Annotated in this window: 15 protein-coding genes; 11 read left to right on the top strand and 4 right to left on the bottom strand. The window is 66.7% G+C overall.

What is annotated here, in order from left to right; translation table 11 throughout:
- Positions 1-11 precede the first annotated feature (11 nt).
- Entirely contained in the window at positions 12-1,283 is a 1,272-nt protein-coding gene (gene purD / locus AruPA_RS05040) for a phosphoribosylamine--glycine ligase (RefSeq protein WP_265635551.1), read from the bottom strand.
- 51 nt (positions 1,284-1,334) lie between these two features.
- On the opposite strand from purD, the gene xseA reads away from it, so the two are divergent.
- Positions 1,335-2,720: an exodeoxyribonuclease VII large subunit gene (gene xseA / locus AruPA_RS05035; protein ID WP_265635550.1), complete on the top strand. Its 1,386-nt coding sequence runs from the start codon at positions 1,335-1,337 to the stop codon at positions 2,718-2,720.
- Positions 2,721-2,778: 58 nt separating this feature from the next.
- On the opposite strand, the gene AruPA_RS05030 is transcribed toward xseA, so the two are convergent.
- Both AruPA_RS05030 and AruPA_RS05025 read right to left on the bottom strand, forming a co-directional pair.
- Complete coding sequence (locus AruPA_RS05030) at positions 2,779-3,507, bottom strand: anti-sigma factor domain-containing protein (RefSeq protein ID WP_265635549.1); 729 nt, start codon at positions 3,505-3,507, stop codon at positions 2,779-2,781.
- On the bottom strand, positions 3,504-4,046 hold the full coding sequence (locus tag AruPA_RS05025; protein ID WP_265635548.1) for a sigma-70 family RNA polymerase sigma factor: 543 nt from the start codon (positions 4,044-4,046) through the stop codon (positions 3,504-3,506). Before AruPA_RS05025 ends, AruPA_RS05030 begins: the two co-directional genes overlap by 4 nt.
- Positions 4,047-4,415: 369 nt before the next feature.
- Between AruPA_RS05025 and AruPA_RS05020 the strand changes: the two genes are divergently transcribed.
- The 10 genes from AruPA_RS05020 to mscL all read left to right on the top strand — a co-directional run bounded on the left by AruPA_RS05020 (position 4,416) and on the right by mscL (position 12,546).
- Positions 4,416-4,907 carry a Fur family transcriptional regulator gene (locus tag AruPA_RS05020; RefSeq protein WP_265635547.1) on the top strand — a complete coding sequence of 164 codons (492 nt, stop codon included), beginning with the start codon at positions 4,416-4,418 and terminating at the stop codon, positions 4,905-4,907.
- The gene (locus AruPA_RS05015) at positions 4,904-5,707 is read left to right on the top strand and encodes a GNAT family N-acetyltransferase (RefSeq protein WP_265635546.1); all 804 of its coding nucleotides are present in this window, start codon (positions 4,904-4,906) and stop codon (positions 5,705-5,707) included. The genes AruPA_RS05020 and AruPA_RS05015 overlap by 4 nt, the downstream gene beginning before the upstream one ends.
- Positions 5,708-5,800: 93 nt before the next feature.
- Entirely contained in the window at positions 5,801-6,313 is a 513-nt protein-coding gene (locus AruPA_RS05010; protein ID WP_265635545.1) for an SspB family protein, read from the top strand.
- Between the two features lie 30 nt (positions 6,314-6,343).
- Complete coding sequence (locus tag AruPA_RS05005; RefSeq protein ID WP_265635544.1) at positions 6,344-7,990, top strand: fumarate hydratase; 1,647 nt, start codon at positions 6,344-6,346, stop codon at positions 7,988-7,990.
- Positions 7,987-8,382, top strand: a complete 396-nt coding sequence (locus AruPA_RS05000) for a VOC family protein (protein ID WP_265635543.1) — start codon at positions 7,987-7,989, stop codon at positions 8,380-8,382. The genes AruPA_RS05005 and AruPA_RS05000 overlap by 4 nt, the downstream gene beginning before the upstream one ends.
- Entirely contained in the window at positions 8,379-9,416 is a 1,038-nt protein-coding gene (queA, locus tag AruPA_RS04995) for a tRNA preQ1(34) S-adenosylmethionine ribosyltransferase-isomerase QueA (RefSeq protein WP_265635542.1), read from the top strand. The genes AruPA_RS05000 and queA overlap by 4 nt, the downstream gene beginning before the upstream one ends.
- Positions 9,413-10,531, top strand: a complete 1,119-nt coding sequence (gene tgt, locus AruPA_RS04990; RefSeq protein ID WP_265635541.1) for a tRNA guanosine(34) transglycosylase Tgt — start codon at positions 9,413-9,415, stop codon at positions 10,529-10,531. The genes queA and tgt overlap by 4 nt, the downstream gene beginning before the upstream one ends.
- A complete protein-coding gene (queF, locus tag AruPA_RS04985) occupies positions 10,524-10,988 on the top strand; it encodes a preQ(1) synthase (RefSeq protein WP_265635540.1) in 465 nt (154 codons plus the stop codon). The genes tgt and queF overlap by 8 nt, the downstream gene beginning before the upstream one ends.
- Complete coding sequence (queG, locus tag AruPA_RS04980) at positions 10,981-12,024, top strand: tRNA epoxyqueuosine(34) reductase QueG (protein WP_265635539.1); 1,044 nt, start codon at positions 10,981-10,983, stop codon at positions 12,022-12,024. The genes queF and queG overlap by 8 nt, the downstream gene beginning before the upstream one ends.
- A 63-nt stretch (positions 12,025-12,087) precedes the next feature.
- Positions 12,088-12,546 carry a large conductance mechanosensitive channel protein MscL gene (gene mscL / locus AruPA_RS04975; protein ID WP_265635538.1) on the top strand — a complete coding sequence of 153 codons (459 nt, stop codon included), beginning with the start codon at positions 12,088-12,090 and terminating at the stop codon, positions 12,544-12,546.
- A gap of 83 nt (positions 12,547-12,629) precedes the next feature.
- On the opposite strand, the gene AruPA_RS04970 is transcribed toward mscL, so the two are convergent.
- Positions 12,630-13,844 (bottom strand): cellulose synthase operon protein YhjQ/BcsQ, encoded by a 1,215-nt coding sequence (locus tag AruPA_RS04970; RefSeq protein WP_265635537.1) that lies wholly within the window; start codon positions 13,842-13,844, stop codon positions 12,630-12,632.
- Positions 13,845-13,851: the final 7 nt, after the last annotated feature.

Here is a 13,851-nt window from a genome sequence, read left to right as displayed (position 1 = left end):
GCGGTTGCCGGTCAGAAGGCCATGGCGCCGGCCCCGATATCCCGCCGGCAGAACCCCTCGGGAAATCTGATCGCATCCACCGCCCGATAGGCGCGCCCGACCGCCTCGGCCACTCCGCTGCCGGTCGCGGTCACCGCCAGCACGCGCCCGCCCGCGCTGGTCAGCCCGCCCGCCGCCAGCGCGGTGCCGGCATGGAACACCACCGTATCCGGCAACGCCACCGCCTCACCCAGATCGATCGCGCTGCCCTTGGCATACGCACCCGGATAGCCCTGCGCCGCCACGATCACGGTCGCCGCCGCCGCATCGCGCCAGACCGGCGTCATCGCCGCATCGAGCGTGCCATGCGCGCCGGCGGTCAGCAGCGGCAGCAAATCGCTCGCCATCAGCGGCATCAGCGCCTCGCATTCCGGGTCGCCGAACCGCGCATTGAACTCGATCAGCCGGGGCCCGGTCGCGGTCAGCATCAGCCCGGCGAACAGAAACCCGCGGAATGGGGTGCCGCGCGCCGCCATGGTGGCGAGCGTTGGGCGGATGATGCCGGCCATGATGGTCTCGATCAGCGCCGCCGTCGCCGCCGGGTGCGGTGCAATCGCGCCCATGCCGCCGGTATTCGGACCCGTATCGTGGTCGAACGCGCGTTTGTGATCCATCGCGGTGCCGCAGAACAACGCCGTCTCGCCATCGCACAGTGCGAACAGCGACATCTCGGTCCCGGTCATGCATTCCTCGATCACGATGCTCGAACCCGAGGCACCATGCACCCCATCCTCCAGCATCGCCGCAATCGCCGCCTCTGCCTCGGCATCGCTCGCCGCCACCACCACGCCCTTGCCGCCGGCCAGTCCATCCGCCTTGATCACGATCGGCGCCGGATGCGTGGCGAGATAGGCGCGCGCCGCCGCCGCATCGGTAAAACTCGCCCATTCCGCGGTCGGGATCGCCGCCTCGTCGCATAATTCCTTGGTGAACTGCTTCGACGCCTCAAGCCGCGCCGCCGCCCGGCTCGGCCCGAAACAGGCGATGCCCGATGCCGCCAGCGCATCCGCAATGCCCAGCGCCAGCGGCAGCTCCGGCCCCGGGATCACCAGATCGATCGCGTTCGCGGCCGCGAACCCGACCAGCCCGGCAATGTCATCCACCGCGATCGGCACGGTCTCGCCATGCTGCGCCGCACCCGGATTGCCGGGCGCGATGAACAGGCGGGTCAACAGCCGGCTCTGCGCAATCTTCCACGCCAGCGCATGTTCGCGCCCGCCACTGCCGATGATCAGAACCCGCATCCCTGGCCTCCCGCTTGCCTTGCCCGCGGGCGCTTAGCATAGTCCCGCCCCATGAGCGAAACCCTGGCCCCACCCGCCGGCAACCTGCCGGAACTCACCGTGTCCGAAATCGCCGGCGCGGTAAAACGCACGCTGGAAACCGCGTTCGGCCGCGTGCGGGTGCGCGGCGAAATCACCGAAATGAAGCTCTACGCCTCGGGCCATACCTACATGGCGCTGAAGGACGAAGGGGCGAAAATCCGCGCGATCATCTGGAAAGGCAACGCCGCGCGAATCGGGCTGAAACCGGAAAACGGCATCGAAGTCATCGCAACCGGCCGGATCACCTCCTACCCTGAACGCTCGGAATACCAACTCATCATCGAACGGCTGGAATACGCCGGCGAAGGCGCCCTGCTCGCGCGGATCGAGGCACTGCGGCTCCGCCTGCTCGCCGAAGGCCTGTTCGATCCGGCGCGCAAACGCGCACTGCCCATGCTGCCCCGCGTGATCGGCGTGGTCAGCTCGCCGCAAGGCGCGGTCATTCAGGATATCAAGACCACCATCGCGCGCCGCTTTCCCAGTCACATCGTGCTCTGGCCGGTCGCGGTGCAGGGCGAAGGCGCCGCCGCACAGATCGCCGCCGCCATCGCAGGTTTCGGCGCCCTGCCACCCGGCGGCGCGATCCCCCGGCCCGATGTGCTGATCATCGCGCGCGGCGGCGGCTCGCTCGAAGACCTGATGGCCTTCAACGACGAAGCCGTGGTCCGCGCCGCCGCCATGAGCCCGATCCCGCTGATCTCCGCGGTCGGCCATGAAACCGACACCACCCTGATCGACTTCGCCGCCGATCGCCGCGCCCCCACCCCCACCGCCGCCGCCGAACTCGCCGTGCCGGACCGCATCGCGCTTGCCGCCGACCTCGCCCAGTCCGAAGCCCGGCTCGCCGGGGCCCTGCTGCGGATCGGGCAAACCGTGCGCCTGCGGCTCGATCGCGCCGCCGCCGCCCTGCCCGACCTGCCCGCCCTGCTCGGCACCGCGCGCCAACGGCTCGATGATCGCGGCGAACGGCTCGACCTCGCGATGCCCGCGCTGCTCACCAGCCGCCGCGCCACCCTCGATCGTCTGGCCAACCGCCTGCTGCACCCGCGCGAACTCATCGCAGCCAAACGCCACAGCACCGCCCTGCTCGCACAACGCCTCGCCGTGCCCCTGCTCGCCCGGCTGCGCGAAAACCACCTCCGCCTCGATGCCGCAGCCGGACGGCTCGAATCCCTGTCCTACAACGCCGTCCTCAGCCGGGGCTTCGCACTCGCGATCAACCCGCAAGGCGAACCCGTCACCAGCGCCAAAACCGCCAACACACTCCGCCGGCTGACCATCCGCTTCCACGACGGCGATATCGCCGTCAGCCCCGCCCGCCCCAGACCGACGGCCCAGCCCGAACTTGACCTGTGAGGGAGAGCCCCTGGCCTTGCTTACCGCCTCACGCCTACAAGCCGCCCGGCCCTACAGATCAGGCGCCGCCGTTGATGGGCAGGATGGGGCCGGCGAAGACGATGGGGGTATCGGGTTGGCCGGTGGGTGAGCCGCCGGGGGGTTCGACGGTGACGGCCATCAGGATATTCGGTTTGCGCAGATCGGCCGGGATCTGGTGGGCGGGCAGGATGCTGGGTTTGGCGGAGACGAAGCCGACCGGCACGGGTTTTTCACCGCCGGCGACGGCCCAGAGTTGCCAGACTTTGCCGGGGGGCGGTTTGATCGACCCGACCGGGGCGATATTCATGCCGCCATCGCTGCGCAGCGCGACGGTGAACACCGGGCCTGCCTTGCTGGAGAGCACGGCGACCAGGCCTGGGGCGGGGACCGGTTGCGGGCGGAGCAGGGCGATGGCGAGCGCGGCGGCGATGGCGATGCCGCCGATACCGCGCCAGACGGCGACATTATCCCAGAAGCTTTCCCGCCAGCTTGGCCGGCGGCGCAGGGATGCGGGTACCGGCACGGAGCCGGCGCTCTCGCGCGGCGCAAGGATCCGCTGGATTTCGAGCCACACCGCTTCAGACGGTTCGACCGGCGCAATGGCGAGCGAGAGCGGCAGCAGCCGCACTTCCCAGGCCGCGACTTCCATGGCGAGGACCGGATCGACCGCGAGATCGGCTTCGAACTCACGGCGTTCCTGGCCGCGCAGCAGGCCAAGCACGTACAGGCCGGCACGATCCGGGGGGGGTGCGACCAGATCGCTCATCGTTCAAGACATTTCTTGAGAGCGTCGAGCGAGCGAACGATCCAGCTTTTGATGGTACCCAGCGGTGTTTTCGTGAGATCGGCGATTTCGCTGTGTGAATAGCCTTCGACGTAGGACAGCATGACCGACCGGCGCCAATTTTCGGGCAATTCGTTGATGCAACCCGAAAGGGCGCGGCTGTCCTCGATATCGACAGGCAATTCCGCCGCTACGTCGGGCAGGTCATCGGTCCCGGTGTGACGCTTTTCGGTCTCCAACCGATCGAGCGCGCGATAGCGCAAAATACCGATCATCCAGGCCTTGGGCGAGCCGCGCTGGGTATCGAACCGATCGGCGTTGCGCCAGATCTGCAAAAATGCGTCCTGGAGGGTTTCCTCGGCGTGCGGGCGATTGCGCAACAGGCGCAGGGCGATACCGAGCATGGTCGGTGCCATGGCGTCATAAAGAGCACGCAATGCGAGGGGATCACGCTCGGCGCATCTCCGCAGCAGCGCGGCGAGCCCATCATCCGCCGTCATCCCGGCCGCGCTGTCACTCAAGAGAGGAAAACCTGTGCCATCGAACATCTTGTAGGTCACTACGGCGACACAGGCAATCCGGATGCATCAGTTACCGAGGACAGTTTCTATTTAATGAGATAGCGCGTGGACAATGCTGGCATGCCATGATCCGACACGGGAAAGCCTTGCGGCGATCCCATGCAACCGCCGGAATGACCCATGGTCGATACATCCCGTATGGTGCCTTCCACCCCGGTCGTCAGCCGGCGTGAGCCGTGCGCGCGCCATCCTGCGGCTCGTTGCCGGACATTCCGCGCAATCCGGTCGCCGCCGGGGCTGCGCATGGGGCAACGCGCACCCATGCGTTTGGGGTGGACCGGGCGGCTCAGATGGTTCACAACGCGCCTGATGGAGACCCGCATTGAGCGTCTGTGCATGGAGATCGGGCTCAAAATGACCGGCCCGCGCCGCGCCATTGCGCGTATCCTGTCCGAGGCGAACGACCACCCCGATGTCGATGAGCTGCACCGCCTGGCCCACACGCTCGACCCGCGCATTTCCCTCGCCACCGTGTACCGGACGGTACGCCTGTTCGAACAGCACGGCATATTGGAGCGGCGCAACCTCGGCAGCCGGCGGGCGCGGTATGAAATGTCGGGCGATCGCGACCATTTCCATCTGGTCGATCAGGAGAGCGGCAAGGTCATCGAATTCGATGAACCGGAAACCGAAATCCTGATGCGGCGCGTCGCGGCCCGGCATGGCTTTGAGCTGGTCTCGCTCAAGATCGAATTGTTCGGCCGGAAACTAAGCCCCGAGGCACGGCCCGGTGGTGCGACCCCGACCGTGATGAAGTCGCCCGAGCTCGTCCGCACCGCGGCCAAGAGTGCCGCCGAATGACCGCCCTCCTCGCACTCGGCCAGGAACCGCTGTTCGAGGAATTGCGCGCCGGCAATCTCGGTGTTCGCCTCGCCGCCACCGCCGATGAAATCGATGCCGCCCAGGCTCTGCGGTTCAAGGTGTTCTACGAGGAGCTGGGCGCCCGGCCCGATGCCCGCACCCTCGCCAGCCGGCGCGACCAGGACCAGTTCGACCCGATCGCGGATCATCTGCTGGTGATCGATCATGATATCGCCGACGATGCCCGTGGCGTGGTTGGCACCTACCGCCTGATCCGCCAGGAGGCCGCCGACAAGATCGGCCGCTTCTACTCGGCCGATGAATACGATCTGACCCTGCTGGAGCGGTTTCCCGGCCGGTTGCTCGAACTCGGCCGGTCCTGCGTCGATCAGACGCACCGCTCGCGCGCGGTGATGCAGCTGTTATGGCGCGGCATCGCCGCCTATGTGTTTCAGCACGGCATCGAGCTGATGTTCGGCTGCGCCAGCCTGCAGGGCACCGATCTCGATGGGCTCGCGGCCGACCTGACCTATCTGCACACCCATCACCTCGCCCCCGAACCGATCCGGTTGCGCGCGGTAGCGGATCGTTATGTCGACATGTGCCGGCTCGACCCCGCGGCGATCGAGCCGCGCCAGGTGTTGGCCGGCCTGCCGCCGCTGATCAAGGGCTACCTGCGGCTCGGCGGGTTCGTCGGCGACGGCGCGGTGATCGACTGGCAGTTCAACACCACCGACATCGCCGTGCTGGTCAAGACCGACCTCGTGACCGAAAAATACTACCGTCACTATGCAAGATGAGCATGATGGACGCTGAATTGCCGGGCTGACGGTTGGCCTCCGGCGCGCTGCGCGCTATGCGTGCGCACCGACAGCGAAGAGCAGATTGGACCTATGGCCGAAGACGATACGCCGATTCCCGACAGCCTGTTGCCCTACGATGTATGGACCGAGGAGGCGTTGCGCCTGGTCGCGGTGCGCGCGCTGCAGCACGCCGCCCGCGAGGGCCTGCCCGGCGGCCATCATTTCTACGTCACGTTCGATACCAGGCATCAGGGCGTCGTGATGCCCGATCGTCTGCGTGCGCAATATCCCGAAGAAATGACCATCGTGCTCCAGCATCAGTATCGCGATCTGGCCGTCGATGAGGCGGAGCGCTGGTTTTCGGTGAAACTCTCGTTCGGCGGTGTGCCATCGACCCTGCAGATCCCCTTCGCGGCGGTGACGGCCTTCGCCGATCCCGAGGTGCGGTTCGGCCTGCAATTCGCATTGCGCGGCGAGCCCGATATCGCGAACCAGGCGCCCGAGCCCGAACCGGCCGCCGAGCCGGCGCCGCCCGTCGAGACCGGCCCCGCCGAGGTTGTCAGCCTCGATGCGTTTCGCCGCCGCCCGCCCGCCAAGGACTGAACGACAGAGGATGCAGCATTGGGGATCGCCATGAACGCCATTGTGAAAAAGACCGCCGGTTTCGCCTTCTCCACCATGTTTCCGCTGGGGCATGACGATACGGTTTGGCGCAAGCTCGACCTTGCCGGCGTCACCACGATCGAGGCGGGCGGCAAGACCATCGTGCGGATCGCGCCCGAAACCCTGTCCGCCCTGACGTTCGAGGCGTTTCACGAGGTTTCGCATCTGCTGCGCCCTGCCCATCTGCGCCAGTTGCGCGCCATCCTCGATGACCCCGAGGCGTCGCAGAACGATCGCTACGTCGCGATGGAATTCCTCAAGAACGCCAATATCGCGGCCGGCGGCGTGCTGCCGATGTGCCAGGACACCGGCACCGCCATCGTGTTCGGCAAAAAAGGCCAGCGCATCTGGGTCGACGGTGACGAGGAAGAAGCCTTCTCGCATGGCGTGTACCGCACCTTCACCGAGACCAATCTGCGCTACTCGCAAATGGCGCCGCTGAGCATGTATGACGAGGTCAACACCGGCACCAACCTGCCGGTGCAATGCGACATTCTGGCGGCCGCCGGCGAGTCCCACGCCGAGGAATTCGACCTCATGTTCGTCGCCAAGGGCGGCGGATCGGCCAACAAGAGCTTTCTCTACCAGGAAACCAGGGCGATCCTGAACCCGAAGAAGCTGCTCGAATTCATTGAAACGAAAATAAAAACCCTGGGCACTTCCGCCTGCCCGCCCTATCATCTCGCCATCGTGATCGGCGGCACCTCCGCCGAGACGACGATGAAGACCGTCAAGCTCGCCTCGACCAAATTTCTCGATGCGCTGCCCACCACGGGTGATGCCACCGGCCACGCCTTCCGCGATCTGGCGCTCGAGCAGGATATTCTCGACCTCACCCGCCGGATCGGTATCGGCGCGCAGTTCGGCGGCAAATATTTCTGCCACGATGTCCGCGTCGTCCGCCTGCCGCGCCACGGCGCCTCGCTGCCGGTCGGCATCGGCGTGTCGTGCTCGGCGGATCGCCAGATCAAGGCGAAAATCACCAAGGACGGCGTCTTTCTCGAACAGCTCGAAACCGAACCCGCGAAATATCTGCCGGAGGTGACCGACACGCATCTCGGCGGCGATGTCGTGCGGATCGATCTGACCCGCCCGATGCCCGAAATTCTCGCCGAATTGTCGAAATACCCGGTCAAGACCCGAGTCGCCCTCACCGGCACCATCGTGGTCGCGCGCGACATCGCCCATGCCAAACTCAAGGAACGGCTCGACCGTGGCGAGGGCCTGCCCGACTACATCAAGAACCACCCGGTCTATTACGCCGGCCCCGCCAAGACGCCGGAGGGCCTGGCGACCGGCAGTTTCGGCCCGACCACGGCCGGGCGAATGGACAGCTACGTCGCCGAATTCCAGGCGGCGGGCGGCTCGCTGATCATGCTGGCCAAAGGCAATCGCTCGCGCGCCGTGCGCGATGCCTGCAAGGCGCATGGCGGCTTTTACCTCGGCTCGATCGGCGGCCCCGCCGCCGTGCTGGCGCGCGACAATATCCGCCACGTCGAAGTGCTGGAATATCCCGAACTCGGCATGGAGGCGGTGTGGAAAATCGAGGTGGAGGATTTCCCGGCCTTCATCGTCATTGATGATAAGGGCAACGACTTCTTCGCGGAATTAGTATGAAATTCACAATCGACCGGATCGACCACGTCGTCCTCACCTGCAGCGACCTCGGTGTCACCGCCGATTGGTACGAACGCGTGCTCGGCATGGAGCGCGAGGAATTCGGGCCGGACAAACGCATCGCACTCCGCTTCGGCGCGCAGAAAATCAATCTGCACCAGACCGGCAGTGAATTCAGCCCGCACGCCGCCAAGCCACAGGCGAGCGCGCTCGATATCTGTTTCATCACGGCGCTCGGCACCGAGGATATCGTCAAGCACCTCGGTGAACAGGGTGTCGCGGTGGTCGAAGGCCCGGCACCGAAAACCGGCGCGCTGGGTGCCATGCGCTCGGTGTATTGCCGCGATCCGGATGGCAATCTGATCGAGATTTCCAGCTATCTCGAAGGATGAACCTGGCGGATTTCGACTATGCGCTGCCGCCGGAGCGTATCGCGGCGGAACCGGCGCGGCCGCGTGACGCCGCCCGGCTGCTGCACGTCACCCAGGCCGCGCTGCACGATCGCCGCATCACCGACCTGCCCGAACTGCTGCGCCGGGGCGATTGCCTCGTCGTCAACGACACCAGGGTGATCCCCGCCCAGCTGACCGGCAGGCGCGGCGATGCCATCATCGGCATCACGCTCGACCGGCCGATGGACGATGGCACCTGGCGTGTGCTGCTGCGCAACGCACGGCGGGCACGACCCGGCGAGACCATCACGATCGAGCGTGGCGAGGGGCTTACCGCCACCGTGATCTCGCGCGCCGATGACGGCGCGGCGCGGCTCCGCTTCAACGCCGAGGGCGATGCGTTCCGCACGGCGCTCGATGCCGCCGGCGCCCTCGCGCTGCCGCCCTACATCCCACGCGAGGCCAGCGCGACCCCGCAGGATCAGGCCGATTACCAGACGATGTTCGCCGCCCATGAAGGTGCCGTCGCCGCGCCTACCGCCGGGCTGCACTTCACCCCGGCCCTGCTCTGCTCGCTGGCCGCGAAAGGCATCGCCACCGCCCGCGTCACCCTGCATGTCGGCGCCGGCACCTTCCTGCCGGTGCGCACCGAAAGCCTCGAAGAGCACCGGATGCACGCCGAACGCGGCATCGTCACCGCCGCCACCGCGGCCCTCATCAACACCGCCCGCGCCAACGGCGGGCGCATCGTCGCGGTCGGCACCACCAGCCTGCGCGTGCTGGAAACCGCCGCCGCGGCGGATGGCACGATCCTGCCCTGGTCCGGTGAGACCGACCTGTTCATCCTGCCCGGCTACCGGTTCCGCGCGGTCGATCGCCTGCTGACCAATTTCCACCTGCCCCGCTCGACCTTGCTGATGCTGGTCGCCGCCTTCGCCGGGCACGAGCGCATCAGGACCGCCTATCAGCACGCCATCGCGCAGCACTACCGCTTCTATTCCTACGGCGATGCCTGCCTGCTGGAGCCGGCGTGAGCGAATTCACCTTCACCCTGCTCGGCCAGGATGGCGCCGCCCGGCGCGGCTGCATCACCACCGCGCACGGCACCGCGCAGACCCCGGCGTTCATGGCGGTCGGCACCGCGGGTACGGTCAAGGCGATGACCGCCGATCAGGTCCGCGCCACCGGCTCGGAGATCGTGCTGGGCAACACCTACCATTTGATGCTGCGCCCGGGGGCCGACCGCGTCGCTGCACTCGGCGGGCTGCACCGCATGATGGACTGGCCCGGCATCATTCTCACCGATTCCGGCGGGTTTCAGGTGATGTCGCTCGCCAAACTCCGCAAACTCGATGAAATCGGCGTTACCTTCCGCTCGCATATCGATGGGTCCGCCCATCATCTGACCCCGGAATCCTCCACCGCCATCCAGCACAAGCTCGACGCCACCATCACCATGGCGTTCGACGAATGCACCCCCTTCCCCGCCACGCCGGCTGAAGCCGCCGCCTCGATGCGCCTGTCGATGCGCTGGGCCGCCCGCTCGCGCGCAGCCTTCACACCCCGCCCCGGCTACGGCCAGTTCGGCATCGTCCAGGGCGGCACCTACCCCGATCTGCGGGCGGAATCCGCCGCCGCGCTCACCGCGCTGGGCTTCGAAGGCTATGCAATCGGCGGGCTCGCGGTCGGTGAAGGCCAGGCGGCCATGTTCGAAACCCTCGACTTCACCACCCCGCTGCTGCCTGCCACATCACCGCGCTACCTGATGGGCGTCGGCACGCCGGACGACCTGCTGGGGGCAATCGAACGCGGCATCGACATGTTCGATTGCGTGATGCCGACCCGCGCCGGCCGCACCGGCCGCGCCTATACCTCGCGCGGCGTGTTCAACCTGCGCAACGCCCGCTTCGCCGACGATGCCACCCCGCTCGACCCCGCCTGCACCTGCACGCTCTGCACCCGCCACTCCGCCGCCTATCTGCATCATCTGTTTCGCTGCGAGGAAATGCTGGGCCCGATGCTGCTGACCGGGCATAACCTCACCTATTACCAGGCGCTGATGCACGGCGCGCGCAAGGCGATCGAGCAACGCCGCTTTGCCGACTATGCCGCCGCCGCGCGGGACGGATGGAGACAGACCAATGACTGACGAACGCTATGCCGGCCTCCACCAGCTCGGCCAGTACACCAAAGCCCCGGAAACCCCCGAACAGGCCGAACTCGAACGCGTCGCGGCCCCCGCGCAGGGCCGTGCCTATGTCATCCGCTTCACCTGCCCGGAATTCACCTCGCTCTGCCCGATGACCGGCCAGCCCGATTTCGCGCATATCGTGCTCGACTACATCCCTGATGCCTGGATCGTCGAAAGCAAATCGCTCAAGCTGTTCCTCGCCTCCTTTCGCAATCACGGCGCGTTCCACGAAGCCTGCACCATGATGATCGCCGAACGGCTGATTGCGCTGCTTGCCCCGCGCTGGCTGCGCATCGGCGCCTATTGGTATCCGCGCGGCGGCATCCCGATCGATGTGTTCTGGCAGACCGGCGCCCCGCCCGAAGGCGTCTTCCTGCCCGATCAGGGCGTCGCCCCCTATCGCGGCCGTGGCTGAGGCGCAATCGCTCAAGGCCGCGATCACGACCCACGCCGCCGCACTCGGCTTCGATGCGATCGGCTTCACCCGCGCCACCCTGACCGCAGAGCACCGCGCCAACCTCGATGCCTATCTCGCCGCCGGCCACCATGGCAGCATGGCATGGCTCGCCGAACGCACCGCACAGCGCGCCGACCCCGCCACGCTCTGGCCCGAAGCCGTCAGCGTCATCGCGCTCGGCCTGTCCTACGCCCCGGGCGGCGACCCGCTCGCCACGCTCGCCCAACCCGATCGCGGCAATATTTCGGTCTATGCCCGCAACCGCGACTATCACGACATCATCAAGGGCAAACTCAAGCACCTCGCCCAGTTCATCACCGCGCGCGCCACCACCGGCATCAAGGTGTTTGTCGATACGGCGCCGGTGATGGAAAAACCGCTCGCCGCCGCCGCCGGCCTCGGCTGGCAGGGCAAGCACACCAACCTCGTCTCGCGCGCCCATGGCTCGTGGCTGCTGCTCGGCGAAATCATGACCACGCTCGCCCTGCCGGCCGATCCCCCCCACGCCGATCGCTGCGGCTCCTGCACAAAATGCCAGACCGCCTGCCCCACGGATGCCTTTCCCGCGCCCTATCGGCTCGACGCACGGCGCTGCATCTCCTACCTCACGATCGAACACGAAGGCCCGATCCCGCACGCGCTGCGTCCCGCCATCGGCAACCGGATCTACGGCTGCGATGATTGCCTCGCCGTCTGCCCGTGGAACAAATTCGCGAGCATGGGCCGCGAAGCCAAACTCACCGCCCGCGCCGACCGCATCGCCCCGCCGCTCGCTGCTCTCGCCGCGCTCGATGATGCCGGCTTTCGCGCCCATTTTGCCGGCGGCCCGATCAAACGCATCGGCCGCCGCCGCTTCGCCCGCAACGTCGCCATCGCGCTCGGCAACGCCGGCAACCCCAGCCTCGCGCCCAGCGCCGCTACGCTCGCGGCCGACCCCGACCCCACGGTCGCCGAAGCCGGCGCCTGGGCGCTCGACCGTCTGCAAAATCTCTAATTTGAAGCTGGAATCAGCGCGCCGAATCATCTATCCCGACTCCAATCACAAAAGGATGAACCGGTGTCACAATCGTTCCGACCGAAAACCCCCGGCTGGGTGGATGAGTTCAAAACTTTCCTGTTGCGCGGCAATGTCGTGGACCTCGCCGTCGCCGTCGTCATCGGCGCCGCCTTCACCGGTATCGTCTCCAGCCTCGTCGCCAACATCATCAACCCCCTGATCGGCCTGCTGACCGGTGGGGTCGATTTCTCGAATCACTTCATCACCCTCAAAGGCGCCGTCGCCCCGACGCTCGCCGCCGCCAAGAAAGCCGGCGCCGTCACGCTCAACTACGGTCTGTTCATCAACGCCGTCATCAATTTCGTCATCGTTGCCTTCGCGATCTTCTGGATGGTCCGGCTGATCCAGAAACTCTACCGCAAACCACCCCCGCCCCCCGCCGTGGAACCGCCCCCCACCACGTCCGAACTCCTGCTCACCGAAATCCGCGACCTGCTGAAATCGCGCCCGAGCGTTTGAAACCGATGGGCCGCGCATAAGTCCCGAAGGGATCTTCGGGGCTTGTTCGCGCACGGGTCGGCGCCCGGCGAGCCGATCTCGGTTCAGGCTTTCTCGATCTTGCGGCCGGATTCGAAGCCGATTTCGCGCGAGAGGTCGTGGACCATGCGCGCGAGGGGTGCCTTGTTGCCGGCGATCAGTTTGCCGATCGGCGTGGTCGTGCCCCATAATTTCGGTTGATGGGGCACGGCGATATCGACCCGGCGCTTGAGGGCTTCCTCGATGTGTTTGCGTTTCAGCCCCCCTGCCCTGCCCTCTTGATTGAGCAGGATCGTCGGGCGTTGCGGCTGGCCGGGGTTGTTCGGAATTGCCAGCAGCCGGAGCGTATCGCGCAACCCTGCCACGCTGGGATCGAGCACGACGACCCTGTGGTGGGTGAGTGCGAGCAATTCCCGCTGCGACTGGAGCGGCAGGACCGGCAGATCGACCACCACGAAATTGTAGCGGAATCGAACCGCATCGATGATGCGCCGCGCAGCACCAACCGGCGCATCAAGCTCGGACGCCAGACGGGGCTGGCCGCCAAGCACCGCGAGCCGGTTCTGCACCGGGACCGCGGCATCGAGAAACAATTCGGTCGGGGTCCCGTCCGCTTCGGTCAGCAGATCGCCGAACGATCGCCGTGGTTCGACGCCAAACCGATCGAGCGCCACGCCAATGAACGGGTTCGCATCGAGCAGCAACGTATGGCGGTTGGAGTCGACGCCGAGGAACCAGGCCAGCGCGCACGCGACCGTGCTGGCACCGACGCCGCCGCGCGCGCCGGTGATTGCAACGACGCGGCCGCCGCGCGTCGCATCGACGATATGGGAGTCATTGGTGATCAACGACGCAAAGTAGCGCGCGACCATCTCACGGGTGATCGGCTTGAAGATGTAGTCGACCGCGCCGATCTGCCGGTTGATCGCGCGGTACAACTCGACATCGTCGATCTCGCCCAGCACGAGCACGCTGATCGACGGTTCGATGACATCGCAAAGGGCGGCGAGCGATTGCAGCGGTTGATCGTCGCCGGCGATGTCAATCACCAGGATTTGCGGCGCGGGCAGACGCATCATGGCGGTGATCGCGGTCTTGATGGTGCCGCGCCGGATATCGGCGGTGTTGGCGATGCCGTTCTGAGCCAGATCGTTCAGCCCGTCGCGCAAGACGGTTTCGCTGTTTCCATCCGTGACGAAGCCGAGCACGGTGAGTTGATCCGGGCGCCGGCGCGCCGGTTTCGCCGGCAAGCCGGTCCGAGGGGCGAGGGCATCGCTCATCCGTTCC

Source organism: Acidiphilium sp. PA (assembly GCF_026191915.1).
Taxonomy (GTDB): domain Bacteria; phylum Pseudomonadota; class Alphaproteobacteria; order Acetobacterales; family Acetobacteraceae; genus Acidiphilium.
This window is presented reverse-complemented; position numbering and strand designations above follow the sequence as displayed.

Coding starts and splice junctions, on each gene's coding strand:
- queF (WP_265635540.1), top strand. CDS start 10,524: ATGACTGACGAACGCTATGCCGGCCTCCACCAGCTCGGCCAGTACACC.
- AruPA_RS05030 (WP_265635549.1), bottom strand. CDS start 3,507: ATGAGCGATCTGGTCGCACCCCCCCCGGATCGTGCCGGCCTGTACGTG.
- AruPA_RS05000 (WP_265635543.1), top strand. CDS start 7,987: ATGAAATTCACAATCGACCGGATCGACCACGTCGTCCTCACCTGCAGC.
- AruPA_RS05020 (WP_265635547.1), top strand. CDS start 4,416: ATGGAGACCCGCATTGAGCGTCTGTGCATGGAGATCGGGCTCAAAATG.
- AruPA_RS05010 (WP_265635545.1), top strand. CDS start 5,801: ATGGCCGAAGACGATACGCCGATTCCCGACAGCCTGTTGCCCTACGAT.
- queA (WP_265635542.1), top strand. CDS start 8,379: ATGAACCTGGCGGATTTCGACTATGCGCTGCCGCCGGAGCGTATCGCG.
- purD (WP_265635551.1), bottom strand. CDS start 1,283: ATGCGGGTTCTGATCATCGGCAGTGGCGGGCGCGAACATGCGCTGGCG.
- AruPA_RS04970 (WP_265635537.1), bottom strand. CDS start 13,844: ATGAGCGATGCCCTCGCCCCTCGGACCGGCTTGCCGGCGAAACCGGCG.
- AruPA_RS05015 (WP_265635546.1), top strand. CDS start 4,904: ATGACCGCCCTCCTCGCACTCGGCCAGGAACCGCTGTTCGAGGAATTG.
- xseA (WP_265635550.1), top strand. CDS start 1,335: ATGAGCGAAACCCTGGCCCCACCCGCCGGCAACCTGCCGGAACTCACC.
- AruPA_RS05005 (WP_265635544.1), top strand. CDS start 6,344: ATGAACGCCATTGTGAAAAAGACCGCCGGTTTCGCCTTCTCCACCATG.